Source organism: Vineibacter terrae, assembly GCF_008039615.1.
GTDB classification, from domain to species: Bacteria; Pseudomonadota; Alphaproteobacteria; order Reyranellales; family Reyranellaceae; genus Vineibacter; species Vineibacter terrae.
The window spans coordinates 275704-293703 of record NZ_VDUZ01000002.1 but is presented as its reverse complement, the minus strand read 5'-3'; the positions used below and the strand labels follow the sequence as shown (position 1 = coordinate 293703).

At 66.4% G+C, this 18000-nt stretch carries 15 protein-coding genes and 1 CRISPR repeat array; of the genes, 13 read left to right on the top strand and 2 right to left on the bottom strand.

From position 1 onward, the window contains the following. The 13 genes from cas6 to FHP25_RS03035 form a co-directional block, all read left to right on the top strand. A partial coding sequence (gene cas6 / locus FHP25_RS03095; RefSeq protein WP_178133242.1) for a CRISPR system precrRNA processing endoribonuclease RAMP protein Cas6 occupies positions 1-734 on the top strand: 734 nt, incomplete at its 5' end. Further along, positions 731-1864, top strand: a complete 1134-nt coding sequence (csm6, locus tag FHP25_RS03090; protein ID WP_178133241.1) for a CRISPR-associated ring nuclease Csm6 — start codon at positions 731-733, stop codon at positions 1862-1864. The genes cas6 and csm6, both read left to right, overlap by 4 nt. A 7-nt stretch (positions 1865-1871) precedes the next feature. Beyond that, entirely contained in the window at positions 1872-4409 is a 2538-nt protein-coding gene (gene cas10 / locus FHP25_RS03085; protein WP_147845415.1) for a type III-A CRISPR-associated protein Cas10/Csm1, read from the top strand. Positions 4410-4518: 109 nt separating this feature from the next. Next, positions 4519-4905, top strand: coding sequence for a type III-A CRISPR-associated protein Csm2 (csm2, locus tag FHP25_RS03080; protein WP_178133240.1), 387 nt, complete (start codon positions 4519-4521; stop codon positions 4903-4905). 2 nt (positions 4906-4907) lie between these two features. After that, positions 4908-5687, top strand: coding sequence for a type III-A CRISPR-associated RAMP protein Csm3 (gene csm3 / locus FHP25_RS03075; RefSeq protein WP_147845413.1), 780 nt, complete (start codon positions 4908-4910; stop codon positions 5685-5687). Beyond that, positions 5687-6643, top strand: a complete 957-nt coding sequence (csm4, locus tag FHP25_RS03070; RefSeq protein WP_147845412.1) for a type III-A CRISPR-associated RAMP protein Csm4 — start codon at positions 5687-5689, stop codon at positions 6641-6643. Before csm3 ends, csm4 begins: the two co-directional genes overlap by 1 nt. Then, positions 6640-7917: a type III-A CRISPR-associated RAMP protein Csm5 gene (gene csm5, locus FHP25_RS03065; RefSeq protein WP_147845411.1), complete on the top strand. Its 1278-nt coding sequence runs from the start codon at positions 6640-6642 to the stop codon at positions 7915-7917. Before csm4 ends, csm5 begins: the two co-directional genes overlap by 4 nt. Positions 7918-7919: 2 nt before the next feature. Then, positions 7920-9215, top strand: coding sequence for a TIGR02710 family CRISPR-associated CARF protein (locus FHP25_RS03060; RefSeq protein WP_147845410.1), 1296 nt, complete (start codon positions 7920-7922; stop codon positions 9213-9215). A gap of 49 nt (positions 9216-9264) precedes the next feature. Beyond that, the gene (cas2, locus tag FHP25_RS03055; protein WP_147845409.1) at positions 9265-9552 is read left to right on the top strand and encodes a CRISPR-associated endonuclease Cas2; all 288 of its coding nucleotides are present in this window, start codon (positions 9265-9267) and stop codon (positions 9550-9552) included. A gap of 10 nt (positions 9553-9562) precedes the next feature. Next, positions 9563-10513 carry a CRISPR-associated endonuclease Cas1 gene (cas1, locus tag FHP25_RS03050; protein WP_178133239.1) on the top strand — a complete coding sequence of 317 codons (951 nt, stop codon included), beginning with the start codon at positions 9563-9565 and terminating at the stop codon, positions 10511-10513. After that, positions 10510-11301, top strand: coding sequence for a CRISPR-associated endonuclease Cas1 (locus tag FHP25_RS03045; RefSeq protein WP_147845407.1), 792 nt, complete (start codon positions 10510-10512; stop codon positions 11299-11301). Before cas1 ends, FHP25_RS03045 begins: the two co-directional genes overlap by 4 nt. 5 nt (positions 11302-11306) lie before the next feature. Next, a complete protein-coding gene (gene cas2, locus FHP25_RS03040) occupies positions 11307-11633 on the top strand; it encodes a CRISPR-associated endonuclease Cas2 (RefSeq protein WP_178133238.1) in 327 nt (108 codons plus the stop codon). 123 nt (positions 11634-11756) lie between these two features. Beyond that, a CRISPR array of direct repeats spans positions 11757-14783; the repeat unit is 36 nt; unit sequence GATGAGCAGCAGACCCGATGAAAAGGGGATCAAGAC. Between the two features lie 328 nt (positions 14784-15111). Continuing rightward, positions 15112-15531, top strand: a complete 420-nt coding sequence (locus FHP25_RS03035) for a hypothetical protein (RefSeq protein ID WP_147845405.1) — start codon at positions 15112-15114, stop codon at positions 15529-15531. 327 nt (positions 15532-15858) lie between these two features. Here FHP25_RS03035 and FHP25_RS03030 read toward each other — a convergent pair whose 3' ends face one another. Together FHP25_RS03030 and FHP25_RS03025 are read right to left on the bottom strand one after the other, a co-directional pair. Next, positions 15859-16872, bottom strand: a complete 1014-nt coding sequence (locus FHP25_RS03030; RefSeq protein WP_147845404.1) for a branched-chain amino acid ABC transporter permease — start codon at positions 16870-16872, stop codon at positions 15859-15861. Positions 16873-16877: 5 nt separating this feature from the next. Continuing rightward, positions 16878-17747 carry a branched-chain amino acid ABC transporter permease gene (locus FHP25_RS03025; RefSeq protein WP_147845403.1) on the bottom strand — a complete coding sequence of 290 codons (870 nt, stop codon included), beginning with the start codon at positions 17745-17747 and terminating at the stop codon, positions 16878-16880. Positions 17748-18000 lie beyond the last annotated feature (253 nt).

The following is an 18000-nucleotide window of genomic DNA, read 5'->3' as shown; positions in this document are numbered from 1 at the left end:
CCGTAGCACAATATATCCATAATTGCTACTCAAAAACACCATTTACATGCCTACATACTGGACGCAAAATCGCCGCTTTTTTCAACAAAGCCAAATACTTACCTGACTCTGTCAGGGGTAACTTCGGCCTAGCCTATGTCATCCGCGCCATGGCTGAGGCCGGTCTTGGCGGTATCGGGCCCGGCAGGGCACGGCTCGAGCTGCGGGAGGTCTTGCACGAACGGACGATCGGCGGCGATTTGTCCGAAGTCGTGTTCGCGGGCGCGGACTGCTGTCGCGCGGTCTCTCCGGTCAGCCCCGATCCGGAGCCGCCGCAACGGACGATCAGGGTTGAGCTGCGCACACCGCTGCGTCTCAAGATCGATGGCGACCTGATAACCCCGGACCGCCTGGAAGCATCTCATATCATCGGTGCGGCCGTGCGGCGCGTATCGGCCCTCGCTGCCTTCCACGCTGGTGCTCCCCTCGACATCGACTATGTTCGCGTGAAGATGCTGGCGATGGCGAGCCGGATTCGTGACCGGCAGGTCGAGTGGCGTGATTGGCAGCGCTATTCGGCTCGCCAGGGCACGCGCATGAAGATGGGCGGAATCGTAGGAAGCTGCACGGTCGATCTGGCCGAGGGCGCGGCCGAGCTCTTCCCTTGGCTGTCGATAGGCCAATGGGTCGGGGCCGGCAAGAGCGCGAGCATGGGTCTGGGCCAGTACCGCGTCGCTGCAGCCGGGCATGCATGACCAGCGAGCCTGCCGCGTATCCCAGGCGCCTGTTGTTGGCCGTCGTCGGACTGACCCCCCAGATCGTGACCGAGACGCTGTTCGCTCTGGTGAAGCGCACCGACCCGCCCTTCATCCCGACCCACATCCGGCTGATAACGACGATGGATGGGGCGGAGCGAATCCGCCTGCAGCTTCTGGACAGCCGTTCCGGTGCCTTTGGCAGCTTCGCACGGCAGCATTGCCGGCAGGTTCTGAAGGTCACGAAGGCGACCCGGATCGATGTGCTCGATGGCGCGTCCGGCACCCCGCTCGTGGACATCACATCCGCGGAAGACTCGATGGTCGCGGCGGACCGCATCGTCGAGATCGTCAGGGCCGAGACGGCCCGGCGGGATTCGGCGATCTGCGCATCGATTGCCGGTGGCCGCAAGACCATGGGCTTCCTGCTGGGCTATGCCCTGTCGCTCTATGGCCGCCCGCAGGACCGCCTCACGCATGTCCTGGTCGCGTCGCCCTTCGAGAACCATCCCGAATTCTTCTTCCCACCGGCCAGGCCGCGCGTCCTGATCGCGCCACGCGACAACCGGCCGATCTGCACGGACGATGCGCGGGTGGTTCTCACCGACATCCCGTTCCTGCGCCTGCGCGCGGGGCTGCCGCGCCTGCTGCTCGACGGCGGCCGCGGCTTTGCCGAGACGGTCGCGGAAGCGCAGGCAGCGCTGGGCCCACACGCGGTGCGCATCGTGCCCGCCAGGCTGGAGCTGGTTTGCGCTGGCCGCGTGCTCCGGCTGCCGCCGGTGGATTTCGCCTTCTATCTGTGGCTGGCGCGGCGGCGCCAGCGGGCGCCGGCGCAGGGCGCGATCGTGTATCCGCAGAATGTCCCGGTCGCCGAGTTTCTTGACAATTTCGATTCCCTCCCGGCCGCGGCGCGCCGCCAGTCCGGGCGCGTCCGGCGGGCGCTCGCCGACGGCATCGACAAGGACTGGCTCGAGGAGCGCGTCTCGCGCGTCAACAAGCTTGTGGTTGATGCGCTGGGCTATGCCGCCGCGCCATACCGCATCGTCCGGTCGGGGCGCCGGCCAGCATCGCGGTATGGACTGTCTGACACCCTGACCGATATCGTGATCGAATCTGCCTTGTCGAAGTGATCCAATCATGGCGCCGAGTGATACCCCGAACCTGAACGAAGTGGCCCTCGGTGCATTTCTCGAGGACATCGGCAAGTTCATGCAGCGTGCCCATGATGGCTACGACGCCCTGCCGGAGCAGGTGCGCAGCCGCGCATCCGTGGTGCTGCCTGGCTTCAAGGGCCGCTCGACGCACTGGCACGCGCTGTGGGCCGACGCCTTCTTCCATGCCCTCGAGCAGCGCGGTGTCGCCTTTCCGGCTGGCATCAACGCCAACCGTGTGCGCGATGCCGCGGTCTACCATCACAACCCGGCGACGTCGCTCCATTGGCTCTCGGCCGAGGCCGACCGGCTGTCGGCCGGCATGGATCGCAAGAAGAAGGACGAAGCCGCCGAGGAGGAGGATGGCGGGGCTGTCGGCAGGCCGGCGCTGCGGCGGGACGGCTTCCGGCGCACGCCGCTGCGCAGCATCTTCGCCGGCATCGACCTCGGGCGCGGCGATCCGCCGGACAGGCGGAGGCTGAACCACAAGGTTGCGGAGCTTGGCCCGGCGACGCTGGCGCCGGAGCCAATCGCTGGCGAGGTGCAGAAGGCGGCCTACGCCGAGGCTTGGCCGAAATTCTTCGATGCCTTCGTCGAGCTTTGCCGTGCCGAGCCCGACCCGGAGTTGTTCCACGCGGGTCTGCTGTCGTTGTCGGAGCGTTTCACCTGGGCGATCCCGTCCTCGACAATCGACCAGCCCGACGTGCCGCTGCACGACCACAACAAGTCGGTGGCTGCGATCGCCAGCTGCCTGCACCGCTTCCACGAGGCGCACGGCGAGTTGCACGACGCCGCCGCCATCCAGGACCGCGCGCGCCGCAAGTTTCGCTTCCTGACCGGCGATCTTTCGGGGATCCAGTCGACGCTGTTCCGCCTTGCGGCGCAGCAGGTCAAGGGCAGCGCCCGCATCCTGCGGGCCCGCTCCTTCCTGATGGGTGCGCTGGTCGAGACGGCTTCCCTGCTGTGTCGGCGCAAGCTTGGCCTGCCGCCCTACTGCGAGCTGATGGCCGCCGGCGGGCGCTTCGTGCTGCTGGTCCCGGCTCTGGCGGAAACCGAATCCGCCGTCGCCGACATCCGTCGGTCGCTCGATTCATGGCTGCGTGCGCGCTACTACGGCGACCTTGTGTTGAACCTCGGCCTCGGGCCGGCGTTCTGCGGCCACGATCTGCTGCAGGATCGCTTCGGCGCCACCTGGGCTGAAGCGCAGCGTGTCGCGGAGGATGCCAAGCATCGAGCCTTGTCGACCCAGGCGATGGGCACGCTCGCCGTCACCTATGGCGCCGACGGTGCCTGCCCGGCCTGTGGCGTCCGCCCGGCCTCGCGCGTGGTCGACGACGTCGTGCGCTGCGAAGCCTGCTCGGACGAGTACGAGATCGGCCGGGCGTTGCCCAGGACGCACACGGTCCTGTGGTGCCATCGTCCGTTGCCGGAAGGCAAGGTGCTGCGCCAGATCAGCGTGCCCGGGGATCTGACCCTCGCCCTCCTCGAGGACTCTCTGCCGGCTGGCGATGTCGAAGCGTGGCGCCGCGTGGTCAGCGGCTGGCGGGTCGCCGATCCTGCTGAGGCCGGGAACGCGAGCACCCGTCCGGCGGCGCGCCGGTTCGTCGCGAACTATGTGCCTCGGCTGGCGGAGAACGATGCCCAGGATCGGCGCTTTGCCGATCTGAGCCCTGACGCGCGCGACCTGGACACAGGCGACATGATGACCTTCGAGCATCTCGCGGCGCTGTCGCGCGAGGCTGACGGCAAGGATGGCGCCCTCGTCGGGCGCCCCATGCTGGGGGTGCTGAAGGCGGATGTCGATCGCCTCGGGCAGGTCTTTTCGGTCGGCCTTGGCAGCGGCCTGAGCCTCGGCCGCCTTGCAACCCTGTCCCGCATGATGGACGCCTTCTTCACGGTCGTGCTGCCGGACCTGCTGCGCCGGGAGTTTCCCGATACCTATACGGTCTACGCCGGCGGCGACGACCTGCTGCTGATCGGCCCGTGGAACAGGATCGTGACGCTCGCAGCCGCGCTGGAGGTGGCGTTCAGGGCGCATGTCGGTGCCAATCCGAGCGTCACGCTCTCGGCGGCGATCGAGCTGTGCGGCGTCTCCGAGCCGCTGCCCCGCGCCGTCGCGCGGGCGGAGGGGCGGCTCGACCAGGCCAAGGACGGCGGCCGCAACAAGGTGTCCCTGATCGACGAGCTGCCTCTCACATGGCCGGCCCTCGCGCGGTCGATCGCGGTCGCCGACCAGGTCAGCACGCGTATCCGTGGCAACACGGTCAGCACGGCTTTCCTCTATCGATGCCTTTCGTTTTCCCGGGAGAAGGCAGCCGCGCAGGGCGAGGTGCTCTCGCTGCGCGCCGCCGACTGGCGCGCGCGCTGGGCCTATCATCTGCGCCGCCAGTTTCCGGGGCGCGATAACGAGGGCGAGCTGCGGTACTTCGACTCGCTCATGGACAGCGGCCTTATGGCCGGCGGCGGCGAGGCATTGCCGTCGGCGGTCGTGCCGCTGGTCATCGCGCTCTATCGCAATCGCTAGGGAGACACGCATGGTGGGACCGTATGACAGGCAGCCGCAGAATCATGGACCGCGCGGCGGCTCGGGGCCGCGCGGTCCCGGTGGTCCGGGCGGCGGCGAGACGGTGACGATGCCGAAGCCGGACGACATCAGGTACTTCGTCGACGCGGACCGACGCCGGCCCAATGCGGCGCTGGTTGGCGAGCAGGCGGAAGAGCTCGCACAGAGCATCGCGGCGACGCCTGCCAGCCAGATCCGCCGCTTCTACGGCGATGTGCTGGCGATCGGCCGACGATCAGGCATCTCTGACGAGGCAATCTGCACGCAGATGGCTTTGCTGAAGGCCAAGGCGGCCTATGCGAGCGGCCGCAAGCAGATTCCGCGGGAACTCTTGAAGTTCTTCGTCAGCCATGCTGCTGCCGTCACGGACCGGACGAGCTACGAGGCGTTTCGGCGCGTGTTCGAAGCGGTCATCGCCTACCACAAGTTCTACGAAACCAAGCGACCCGGGAACTGACCATGACCGACCTCGCCTTGCTCGGACGTGCCGCGATCACGGGCAAGATCCTTCTTCTATCCGGCCTGCATATCGGTGCGGGAAAGGATGTCATCGAGATTGGTGGCATCGACAATCCGGTGATCAAGCACCCGCACACCCAGGAACCGTACATTCCCGGCTCCAGCATCAAGGGAAGGCTGCGCTTCCTGCTGGAATGGGCGTTCGACAAGATCCGTCAGGACGGCCAGCCGTGGGGCGCCAACGAACGCAGCGAGAACGCCACGGCCGACGAAGCGGACCCGATCCTGCGCATCTTCGGTTCGCCGATCGGCAAGGAAGTGTGGAAGGGCGGGCCCACCCGCCTGCTGGTACGCGATGCCATGCTCGACGGCGAATGGCGGCAGCACGCCACCGACCGCGGACTGCCCCTGACCGAGGAGAAGACGGAGGTGGTCATCGACCGTATCGCCGGCAAGGCCCATGACCGGATCGGGCCGCGCCAGACCGAGCGCGTGCCGGCCGGGGCGAAGTTCGACCTCGACCTTGTCTTCCGCGTGTACGACACCGGCGATGGCGGCGCTCGTGACGAAGAGTGCCTCAACTGGCTGCTGGCCGGTCTTTCGCTGCTGGAGCAGGACGCGCTCGGCGGCTCCGGGTCGCGCGGCTACGGCCGCGTCCGCTTCGAAGGCCTGCAGTACCGCGACCTTGATGGTAAGCAGCACGCCATCGACAACCGCTTCCGCGTCGAGCGCTTCGATCCGCACCAGGCGCCGCGCCTCGTCACGCTCAAGGCCGCGTGATGCCTCCGCCGCTGTATCGCGTGCGTCTGCGCCTGCGCGCGCCGCTGGGCACACCGCTTACGTCGGGCACGCTGTTCGGTCATTTGTGCTGGGCCGTGCTGGAGCGCGAGGGCGACGCACGGCTGCAGCGCTTCCTGGAAGACCAGAACGAGACGCCATGGGTCGTTTCGGACGGCTTCCCGGCCGGGCTGCTGCCGCGGCCCCTTCTCTCGCCGGCGTTGCGGACCCCGATGCCGACCGGCGCATCGCCCAGCGCCGTCGCCGACGCGGCCGCCGCGCGCAAAAGCCAGGCGCGGCGGCCCTGGGTCAAGGTCGAGGATTTCCAGGCGATCCGCAACGGGCTGAACGAGAATGCCCTGGTGCCGCGGCTTGCCATTGAGCCGTCGTCGTCGTCGCTGGCCGATGTGCGCGTTGCTCACAACCGCATCGACCGGCGAACGGGAACCACCCCCAAGGAGGGCGGCCTGTTCTTCGTCGGCGAGGACTGGCGCTTTGCCGACGAGGCGGACGGCGGGTTGCGCGACGTCTATGTGCGCACGCCGGCGTCTGCCGATGCGGTCAGAAATCTGTTCCAGAGCGTGGGCGAGATGGGTTACGGGCGCGACGCTACCTGGGGGCGCGGCCGCTTCGACGTCGCCGATGTCAGGCGCGATGCAATGCTGGACAGCCCGACCGGCAATCGTTGGCTCAGCCTGTCGCACGGCGTGATCACGGACGGGATGCGGTCGCCGCGCTACCGGCTCGTCACGCATTTCGGGAAGATCGGCGAGGGCATGGCGCGGCGCGGCCGCCGGCCGTGGAAGCGGCCGATCCTGTTGGCGCGTCCGGGCGCGACGTTCGCCGCCGAGGGTGACGAGCCGTTCGGTATCCTGCTGCGCGACGTGCACGAGGAAGACGGCAGCATCCGTCACGACGCGCGCCACGTCGCCGTGCGCTTCACGGAGGCCCTGCAGTGACCCTCCTCCCCTTGCATGCGGTGGCCATGGTGCCGGTCCATGTCGGCGATGGTTCGACCTGGACCCCCGAAGCCTTCCGGCTTCGCGGCACCCGCCTGGAACGGTTCGAGCCCGCCGTGGTGGCCGCCAGCCTCACAGCGAAGGATCAGGTCCGTTTCCGCCAGGCCGTGGACAACGGCGAGCTGAAGCAGGCGCAGCAGCTCCTTCACAACGTGGTCGGCGACCGGCACGTCCTCGACCGGATCGAGGTGTCGCCCGACTCCGTCCGCGAGATAGGCGATGCCGTCGCCAACCCGCTCCGGGCAGGCCGCATCCATGCCTTCATCCGCAGCGGCGGCCGGCCGTTCCTGCCCGGCAGCGCGGTGAAGGGGGCCATCCGCACGGCGCTGCTGAGCGCGCGCGCCAGCAGCCGGTTGCCGGCGCTTCGGCAGATCGCCGCGCGCGCCGACGTCAGGGGTGGACGGTGGGGGCGCGTCTCCGACCAGATCCAGGCGGAGCTGCTTGGGGCCGGGGGGAGGCTGGAGACCGACGCCGACCCGTTCCGCTTCATCCGGGTGGCCGATACGCTGCTGCCGCCCGAGGCGACGCGGATCGAGCACGTGAAGAACCGCCGCCGCGACGGCAGGTCGAACGACATGCAGATGCATTTCGAAGCGCTGCGGGCGGGGACGATGTTCCCACTGGAATTGCGGGTTGACGTCGACCAGGCCGTGCGGGCGGCGCGCAGGGATGGACACAAGGCGCCCGGATCGCCGATCGCCGTCAATGAGCTCCTCGACGCCGTCGACGGCTTTTTCCGCGGGCGCTGGGCGGCGGAGAAGCAACGCTTCTACGCGCGAGCGCCCGTGCGCGACCTGCCTTCCGGCCGCCCGTCGCGGTACCCGATCCTGTTGCGCGTGGGGCGGTTCAGTCATTTCGAGAGCGCTTCCATTGACGGGTTGCGTCGCGGATGGTCACCGCAGAACCGGCAGGACATGGACGAGGGGGGGACACGGGCCGTGGTCGGCAGCGAGCACGAACCTTGGGGCTTTGGCTGGCTCGCCCTGTTCGATGGCGAAGACGCCGCTCGGACGTTCGCGGCCGGGCTTGCCAGGGCGGCGGCGCCCGCCGCCGGCCGGCGACCAGGTGTGTCGGCACGGACATCCCGGCGCGCCACGGTCGACGGCGAGGCCGTCGAGGTGCTGGATGACAAGGGCAGCGAAGTCCTTGTTCGCTGGCTCGACACCCGCGATACCGAGTGGGTTTCACGCCACCGATTGAAGGTCGAGGACTGACGATGGGACGGGCACTGGTTCTCACCGTCGGCACCGGCGATCGCAACAACCTGGAGGGATCGCTCCTGGCGCCGCTGCGGAAATCCATCGAGACAGGCGAATGGGACACGGTCGTTCTGCTGACCTCGACGTTGACCGCGGCGAACGCCGCAGCGCTCGACCCGGCCCGCTGTTACGACATCCGCCCGCTGCCGCAGGCGGGCCTCGAGGACGATGCCGACGCCTGCTTCCGGCACTTCGACGCGGTGATCGAGACGCTGCGGCGCGGCGGGTGCGCGCCTCAGGACATCCTGGTCGACTTCACGCGCGGCACCAAGGCGATGAGCGCCGCCCTCGTGCTCGCGGCCATGCGGCACGAGCTGCCGCGGCTGCGCTACATCACCGGCGAGCGCAGCAGTGTCGGGTCCGTCGTCCCGGGCGCCGAGATCATTCGCGAGGTCCCCGCGAGCAAGGTCGCGGACCGGCGTCGCGTCGATCTGGCCTGCGGCCTGATGCGGCAAGGGGCTTTCACGGCGGCCGCCGACCTGCTGCCCGACCCCGATGCGCCCCTCGCCGTCGGGTTGATCGAGGCGTCGGAAATCGGTGCCCTGCGGGCCATGCGGGCGATGGCGCGGGCCTTCGCGGCCTGGGATCGCCTCGACTACAGGGCCGAGGCGGTGCGCGACCTGGCCATCGATACCGACGCGCTGCCGGCGGCCTGGAAGCTGCTGGTGCCGCCGCCCTCCGTGCGGGCATGGATACGAACGCTGGCGGACCAGCCGGATCAGGCCGATTCCGCGGCGATGGCGCGATGGCTGCGGCTGCTCAGCATCGACCTGCTGGCAAATGCCGGCCGCCGGGTGCGCCATGGCCAGTTCGAGGATGCGCTGGTGCGGGCGTATCGGGTCCTCGAGCTGGTCGGCCAGGCGCGCCTGTTCGACCTCGGCATCGACAGCAGCCGGGTGCCGGCCGACGATCCCGACGTCATTGCCTTGCGCCAACGGCGGCGCGATATATCGGAGAGCCGCGGCGGGACAGTGAGCCTGGCCCGTGAGGCCGCCGCAAGCCTGCTCAAGCAGAAGAAGGATCCGCTGGCCCAGCGTTTGCTGCAGCTGGGCAACAGCGAGGCTCTGGGTGTGAGGTCGCGGAACCTCAGTGTGCTGAATCACGGCTTCACCGCCCAGGCATTGCGCGACCATGGCGCCTGGCGTCGGCTGCTCGAAACCTTGGAGGATCTGCTGCGCCACGATCACGCTGATGACGCGGCCTTCCGGCGCGACCAGGAAACGGTGCGCTTCCTCGATTTCGCCGGTGCTTGACAAGCTTGTGACGATCCCCGCGGCCGCGAAGCGGTGCTTTGCTGCCGGCATGTCCAGATCCCGCCCTCTTCACATCGTCAGCTACGATATCGCCGAGCCGGCCCGGCTGGCCCGCGTTCACGACGCCGTCAAGGAATACTCGACCGGCGGCCAGAAATCGGTCCACGAGTGCTTCCTGTCGCCGGGCGAGCTGGCCGGGCTGCGCCGGGTGCTCGGGTCGCTGGTTGAACCACGCGAGGACTCGGTCTTCATCCTGCGGCTCGATCCACGCATGGGCGTGCATGCGCTCGGCATCGCGGTGAAGCCGCGGGACGAGCCCTTCTTCTATGTCGGATGACGAGGCCGCGATGCCCGCCATCTACATTGACCGCAAGGAACCGCATCTCGATGTCGACCATGGCGCCCTGGTCGTGCGGCTCGATGGTGAGCGGGTCGCCGGCCTGCCGCTGGCGGGCGCCGACCGGGTGGTGCTGCGGCGTGCCGGCACCGTCAGCGTCCGGCTTCTGGCGGAGTTGGGCGAGCGCGGGATCGGGCTTTTCGTCCTGGGCGGCAGGACGGGCGCTCCCCGCGCCCACCTGCTTGGCTGCCCGCATGGCGACGCGTCCGTCCGCTTTGGACAGATGCGCCTGGCCGCACGAAGCCAGCGGGTGGTCGACCTCGCGCGGCACGCCGTCCACGCCAAGGTCACGGGGCACCGGCGGCTGATCGCGCTCGCGATGCAGCAGCGGCCGGACTTGCGCAAGCCCATGTTCGATGCCCTGGCGGAGATCGACGGGATCCTGGCGCGCCTGCCCGCCGTGACGGCGTTGGAGGCATTGCGCGGCAGCGAAGGTGCCGCGGCCGCGTCCTTTTTCCGGGCCTACATGACGCTGTTCCCGGACTCGCTTGGATTCATTGGGCGCAACCGGCGCCCGCCCCGCGACCCGGTCAATGCCTGCCTGTCGCTGGGCTACACCCTGCTGCATGGCGAGGCGGTCAGGGCGGCGTGGACAGCAGGCCTCGACCCGCAGATCGGCTTCCTGCATGCGCTGCTGGCCGGGCGCGAATCGCTGGGCTGCGATCTGGTCGAGATGTGCCGTCCCGCGGTCGACGAGCTGGTGTGGTCGCTGTTTCGCGACCGCACGCTGCGCGGCGACCACTTCCGCATGGTCGAGGGGGCCTGCCTGCTGGGCAAGACGGGCCGCGCCGCCTACTACGAGGCGTTCGAGGCGATCGCTGTGCGCGAGCGGCGGCGCCTGCGCCATGTCACGGCCGGGCTTGCGCGGCTGGCACGCAGCGCCGCCGGTGATGGGCCATGACTCGCCCACTCTATCTCGGCGGCGAGGCGCGTCAGGTCTGCCTCGATGGTCCGGCGCTGCGGGTGGCGACCAGCCTGTCGCCGCTGGACGCCCGCGTGCCGCTGCGCCTGGTATCGCGAATCACGAGCCGCCAGGGCACCGAGTGGTCGACCGAGGCTCTGGCCCGGTGCCTGACGCTCGGCGTGCCGGTCACCTTCGTCTCCACCGATGGCGATCCGGTCGGCTACTGTGTGCCGGCACGACAGCGGGCGGTGAACCTTTCCCGGCTGCTGGCAGCCTTCGAGAACGATGTGCGCAGCATCGGTGCGTTCGGCGATTGGGCCCGTGCGGAAGAGCGTCGGGCTATTCTTGATCTGTTGCGGCGCCATCCACGGATGATGCCTGCTCGCGACCTGCGGCCGGCGTTCCTGCGCGCCGCTTTCCTCGCGGCTGCCGGCGAGGATCAGCCCTGGGCGACCGCCGTCTTGCGGCGGCTGGAAGGGCTGCTCGCGGCGCACATGGTGCAGCTCCTGAAGGATGCCGGGGTCGGCATGCCCTGGGTAGCACCGGCGCCAGACCGGCAGGCCGATGTGTTCGGCGCCTGCGCCCGGGCTGCCGGCTGGCTGCTGCTGCCGGCGCTGTCCCGGGTGCTGGCGCATCGGCGTCGCCACCCGCGAGCCTGGCGCAGGGCAGGCGACGGGCAACGCCGCGTGGCGCGGGCCTACGAGGCAGTCGGCCCGGCCGTGGCCGCTGCGACGTCGCGCCGGCTGCGGCGCCTGGAAATCTGGCTGTGGGATCGCAGGCAATGACGGCCGTGAGGACGCGCTACCTGGTCTGCTACGATGTCAGCGACCCCAGCATCCGCCGCATGGCGCGGCGGTTGACCCGGCTGCGGAACGCCCTCAAGGAGGACTGCCTGCCGGTCCAATATTCCGTGTTCCTCGGCGACTTCACGCTGGCCGGATGCCGCGGCGCGCTCACGCGCATCGCGCGCATCATCGATCCGTCGCGCGACGATGTCAGGCTGTATCCGCTTCCGGTCAACCTCCAGGTCCATGTCATTGGCCGCCCGATACTGCCGGACGGTATCTATACGCCGATCAGACACTGGACAGAACCGGAGGGTAATGCTCCAAGATGACGGATGAGGCTGTGAAGAGATCGCGTCCATGTGCCGCCTGTGCCGGTCAACTCGACATGTGCGTCAGGTTCCGTCAACGGTGGCGCCAGTCTGTTGATGTATATGGAGATTTGGATCAGCTCGGATGAGCAGCAGACCCGATGAAAAGGGGATCAAGACATAATCGGAAATGTAGTGGCGCATGGCCTATGGATGAGCAGCAGACCCGATGAAAAGGGGATCAAGACTGATTTGTCGGGGCATGTTGATGCCATCCGTCGATGAGCAGCAGACCCGATGAAAAGGGGATCAAGACCTCGATCAGATTGAAATGGTGATTGGATTACCGATGAGCAGCAGACCCGATGAAAAGGGGATCAAGACAACGGAAGCGCAAAACCATTCGACGTCGCCGTTGTGATGAGCAGCAGACCCGATGAAAAGGGGATCAAGACCACAACGTACTGGGCGTTGATGGTCTGATAGAGGATGAGCAGCAGACCCGATGAAAAGGGGATCAAGACCTGTCATCTGGACAATAGAGCGGGACTGGAACCCGATGAGCAGCAGACCCGATGAAAAGGGGATCAAGACGGGTCTGGGCTTGCAAACCGATCACCAACGTCAGGATGAGCAGCAGACCCGATGAAAAGGGGATCAAGACCCCTGCCCGTGGCGGGGCGACCGGGACCCTTTCGGATGAGCAGCAGACCCGATGAAAAGGGGATCAAGACGCTCACCGGCTAGGTCCATCTGCGAGCGGGTCTGATGAGCAGCAGACCCGATGAAAAGGGGATCAAGACTCGGCCAGGCCGATCATGTCGGTCTTGACCGCGGTGATGAGCAGCAGACCCGATGAAAAGGGGATCAAGACGCGCGTAACGGACCAGATGTACCAGTCGCCCCCGATGATGAGCAGCAGACCCGATGAAAAGGGGATCAAGACGGCCGGACAAGGCACAGGGTGCAAGCCGTCATCCAGGATGAGCAGCAGACCCGATGAAAAGGGGATCAAGACCAGGCGATCTGGGAAATGTGGTCGGCGCGGTTGGGGATGAGCAGCAGACCCGATGAAAAGGGGATCAAGACCGCCCACTTGGGCGCAATGCCGATTCGGAAGTGGATGAGCAGCAGACCCGATGAAAAGGGGATCAAGACGTCAGCGATTACGCCATGCCTCAATCGCTACCGATGAGCAGCAGACCCGATGAAAAGGGGATCAAGACCACGGTAGCGCCATGGCCTATGCCTCCTGCCCCGATGAGCAGCAGACCCGATGAAAAGGGGATCAAGACGCCAAGCGTCGTACGGAGAAAGTTTCCACGTACGGATGAGCAGCAGACCCGATGAAAAGGGGATCAAGACCCGGACAGAGCGAACATGTCCGCGGCGAGCGATGAGCAGCAGACCCGATGAAAAGGGGATCAAGACGCTTGTGGTCACCGCGTGCGATGGCGCGGAGATGAGCAGCAGACCCGATGAAAAGGGGATCAAGACCCCAGCCATTGTCCACGAATTGGTGGATCGACAACGATGAGCAGCAGACCCGATGAAAAGGGGATCAAGACTGAAGGTGGGCATGGTCATCACTCCGCTGCCGATGAGCAGCAGACCCGATGAAAAGGGGATCAAGACGGCAGGCGAGGCCGCGCATGCTCTGCTTGGGATAGGATGAGCAGCAGACCCGATGAAAAGGGGATCAAGACTCCGCGGACTCCGCAACGACCTCGACCCAAGGCGCCGATGAGCAGCAGACCCGATGAAAAGGGGATCAAGACCCCAGACAGGGCGAACATGCTCGCTGCGAGCTTGGATGAGCAGCAGACCCGATGAAAAGGGGATCAAGACCGCGCGACCCTACGCGTCGTCGTCGACTTGCTCGAGATGAGCAGCAGACCCGATGAAAAGGGGATCAAGACGCCGTCGCGAATGTTGTATGTGTAGCCTCCCAAGATGAGCAGCAGACCCGATGAAAAGGGGATCAAGACGCCTCACGATACCCCATGCTACTCCTGCGGTGAGATGAGCAGCAGACCCGATGAAAAGGGGATCAAGACGCCGTCGCGAATGTTGTATGTGTAGCCTCCCAAGATGAGCAGCAGACCCGATGAAAAGGGGATCAAGACTTTTCTCGCCGTTGTAGCGAATTTCGTCCGCAAGGATGAGCAGCAGACCCGATGAAAAGGGGATCAAGACGCGGGTTAGGCGAACGTCGCGTGTTGCCCCGCCGATGAGCAGCAGACCCGATGAAAAGGGGATCAAGACATCGTGCCGAGGCACATACAGTCTAGTCATGTTGGATGAGCAGCAGACCCGATGAAAAGGGGATCAAGACCTGGTGAGCGGCGTGCAGCCGATGGGTGCCCTCAGATGAGCAGCAGACCCGATGAAAAGGGGATCAAGACGCATTCACGTCTGGCTGGACCTTCGCCTCCGGATGAGCAGCAGACCCGATGAAAAGGGGATCAAGACGTCAGTACTGCCCGGCATCGAACCGGATGCAGGATGAGCAGCAGACCCGATGAAAAGGGGATCAAGACTCCCGAAGCCGAAGGACGGCGAGCCGGGTAAGGATGAGCAGCAGACCCGATGAAAAGGGGATCAAGACTCAATGTACTGACGCACCTTCGCAACCATGGGGTGGGATGAGCAGCAGACCCGATGAAAAGGGGATCAAGACCCAACCAGCGCGGTCGCCAGTGCAACGCCACCACCGATGAGCAGCAGACCCGATGAAAAGGGGATCAAGACCTGACCCTGATCTTGAGGGTGGGGCCGCAGGTGCGATGAGCAGCAGACCCGATGAAAAGGGGATCAAGACGGATCGCTTGCCGGGCATGGCACTGGAGCGCCAGATGAGCAGCAGACCCGATGAAAAGGGGATCAAGACATGTGGTGGCGGGCAAGGGACTTGAACCCTTGATGAGCAGCAGACCCGATGAAAAGGGGATCAAGACTAGAGCGGTCCGAATGGGCTGTCGTAGCTCACGAAGATGAGCAGCAGACCCGATGAAAAGGGGATCAAGACTGTAGCGGCCTCCAGGAGGCAGTAGATCTCCGGGCGATGAGCAGCAGACCCGATGAAAAGGGGATCAAGACTACGGGTCAGACGGGACTTCTTAGGGTCAACCGACTGATGAGCAGCAGACCCGACGAAAAGGGGATCCAGACTGTGCGATATCCGCGATCTTGTCGAGCGTGTACACGGATGAGCAGCAGACCCGATGAAAAAGGGGATCAAGACGTCCGGGCCGTAGCCCTTGAAGATCACGTTCTGGATGAACAGCAGACCCGATGAAAAGGGGATGGACGCCCGCCAAGGGAGCGGTTCTGATAGGTGACGAAGTTCGTCCACAAGCTTGTGGCCGTTCCCACGTGAGAGGCGGACCCGATAAAAGGATGCCTCGATTCATGCCCGTCGGTCGGCTCAACCACCGGCATGAATCCCAACCCTGCGTTCGCCGCCAAGAACCGCCCGTGCTTTCGACGATGGTGCGAGATGAGCTTGTTCGACTGGTTCCGGAGAAGGAAGCCGACGGCCTGGGAGGCGCTGCAGCAGAATCCAATTTTCCAGGAGCAACGGCAACTGTTTGAGATGTTGAGCCGCCTCTGCGAGGCGGTCGGTGTCGACGCCGATGAATTGCCGAACGGCCACGGTGAATTTGGCCTAAGCCCTTCCAACCCCATCCCGTGCAAAACGGTCTTTGGCAGCATCGCGTATCTTGCTCGTCTTCGAGCCGCAGACGGAGGCAAGGTCGTCTATGAGCGTGCCTTTTCTGTCGTGTCCGACACGGTTGCATATCCGGTGGATGCCTACGAGATATCTCATCCGAACGGCGGGAAGCTAGCGACGCTGTACATATCACCCTATCAAAAGCGCATCTCGGGCAAGGCACCGTCTGGTTTCAAGCTGGTCTGAGATATGACCGTCGCGCCGGCCTGCGAAAGCTCGCGCGGCTCCGCATGCCCGGGCAGGTGCGTTCCTGTCGTTCCGAGAGGACGAATCGGAATGTGATTGCCCTGCTCATTGCGATGTCTTGTCTTGACTTTTTCTTGAATTCGTGACAAAAGAAGCGATCCTCACCACAGTCGAATCCGTCGTCGGCGCAGTCATCGCGCCGGCCAGTCTGTGCATGCTCACATCGTTACACGCGAGGAGGAGCCGAATTTCCGTATTTTCCGACGTTTGCGTCACGCCTTCCCGAGGGTGAAAATCCGTATGTGCCTGAAATACCGACATCTTTTCTTACGGGGTCGGCCCGCGCACCAGGCGGCGCACCGGGAAGAAGTCGAGGTCGAAGCGGTCGGCGACCAGGCCCCACAGGCCCTGCGGCGCCTTGAGCATGACCACGACCGCGACCGCCCCCAGCACGATCATGTACCAGGTGCCGTAATCGGCCAGCAGCGCGCGCAGCGCGAAGAAGACGAGGGTGCCGACGATCGGTCCTTCGATGCGGCCGATGCCGCCGATCACCACGATGAAGATCACGTTCGCCGTCCAGTCGCCGACGCTGAAGGCGGCATCGGGCGAGATCCGCAGCTTCTGCAGGAAGATCAGTGCGCCGATCATGCCGGTGCCCAGCGCCGCCACGATGTAGACCCACAGCCGCGTGCGGAAGCTGTCGACGCCCAGGCTCTCGGCCGCGCCTTCGGCGTCGCGCAGCGCCGTCAGCGCCAGGCCGTGGCGCGAGCGCAGCAGCAGGAACACCAGCGCCGTGGCGCCGACCGCCAGCGCGATGCCGGTGAAGTAGATCAGCCGGTCGCGGCCCTCGGCGCTGGCGGCGATGGCCCGCACGATCGCCGCCGGCAGGCTCTGGCCGGTGCCGCCGCCCAGCGCCGTCACCTGCGCCAGGCTGAGGCGGAACACCTCGGCCACGACCCAGGTGCCGATGGCGAAGTAGGCGCCGCGCAGGCGGAACACCACGAACGCCGTCGGCACCGCCACCAGCGCCGCGATCAGGCCGGCCAGGGGCAGCGCCAGCAGCGGCGGCACGCCACCATGCATGGCCAGCGCGAACAGCGCGTAGCCGCCGATGCCGACATAGGCCTGCTGGCCGATCGAGACCAGGCCGGCATAGCCCGCCATCAGGTTCCACATCTGCGCCAGCGCCAGGAAGCAGGCCATCTCGACGATCAGGCGCATGTCGGCGCGGCCGGCCCAGAACGGCACGCTCAGCAGGCCCAGCAGGGTCGCCGCGCCGAGCAGGGCGCCGAGCCGGCCGGCGCGCGTGCCGGCATGCACCGTGTGCGGGCTCGCCATCGCCTTCAATCCACCGCGCGCGGGAAGAGGCCGCGTGGCCGCATCACCAGAACCAGCAGGAACGCGACATGACCGGCCAGCAGCTGCCAGGCCGGATCGATGCGGGCACCGACGCTCTGCGCCACGCCCAGGATGATGCCGCCGGCGAGCGTGCCCCACAGGCTGCCCAGGCCGCCGATGATCACCGCCTCGAAGGCGAACAGCAGCCGCGCCGGCCCGACGGCGGGATCGAAGTTGGTGCGCACCGCCAGGAACACCGCCGCGATCGACACGACCGCCAGCGCCAGCGCCATGGCCAGCGCGAACAGGTGCCGGTTGTCGACGCCGTAGAAGCGGGCCGCCTCGGGATCGTCCGACACGGCGCGGAAGGCGCGGCCCAGCCGGGTGCGGTAGAGCAGCGCCTGCAGGCCGGCGATCACCGCCACGGCCGTCACGAAGATCAGGAGCGGGAACCACCCGACGGCGAGGTCGGCGCCGAGCCGCAGGCTCGCGGTCTCGAAGGCGCCGGCCTGCAGCTTGCGGCTGTCGGCGGAGAAGCCTTCCAGCAGCACGTTCTGGATGATGATCGACAGGCCGAAGGTGACCAGCAGCGGCGGCAGGATGCCGCGATCCAAGGTCAGGTTCAGCAGCCCGCGCTGCAGGACATAGCCGATCGCGAACATGACAGGCACCACGACCGCCAGGCTCTCGATCGGCCCGATGCCGGTGGCCTGCACCACCACCAGCGCGATGTAGGCCGCCAGCACGATCAGGTCGCCATGCGCGATGTTGACCAGGCGCATGATGCCGAAGATCAGGCTCAGCCCGGCCGCGAACAGGGCATAAAGCCCGCCCAGTAGCGCGCCCTGCAGCACCGTGTCGATCGCCGCGGTCATGGGTTTCGTCTCCTCCGTGTCGTTCTGAGCGCAGCGAAGGACCTTGCGGTGCGTCGATCGAACGCGCTGGTGCGTTTGAGAGAGGAAGGCTTCACCACAGAGACACAGAGGTCACCGAGGTACACAGAGAGAAGAAATGATTGCGCGCCGCAGGCGCGCGACAAGCCGTTCTCTGTGTCGCTCTGTGACCTCTGTGTCTCTGTGGTGGAGTCTTTCAACGGTGCTTCACCCGCACCACCGCGGACAGTTGGCG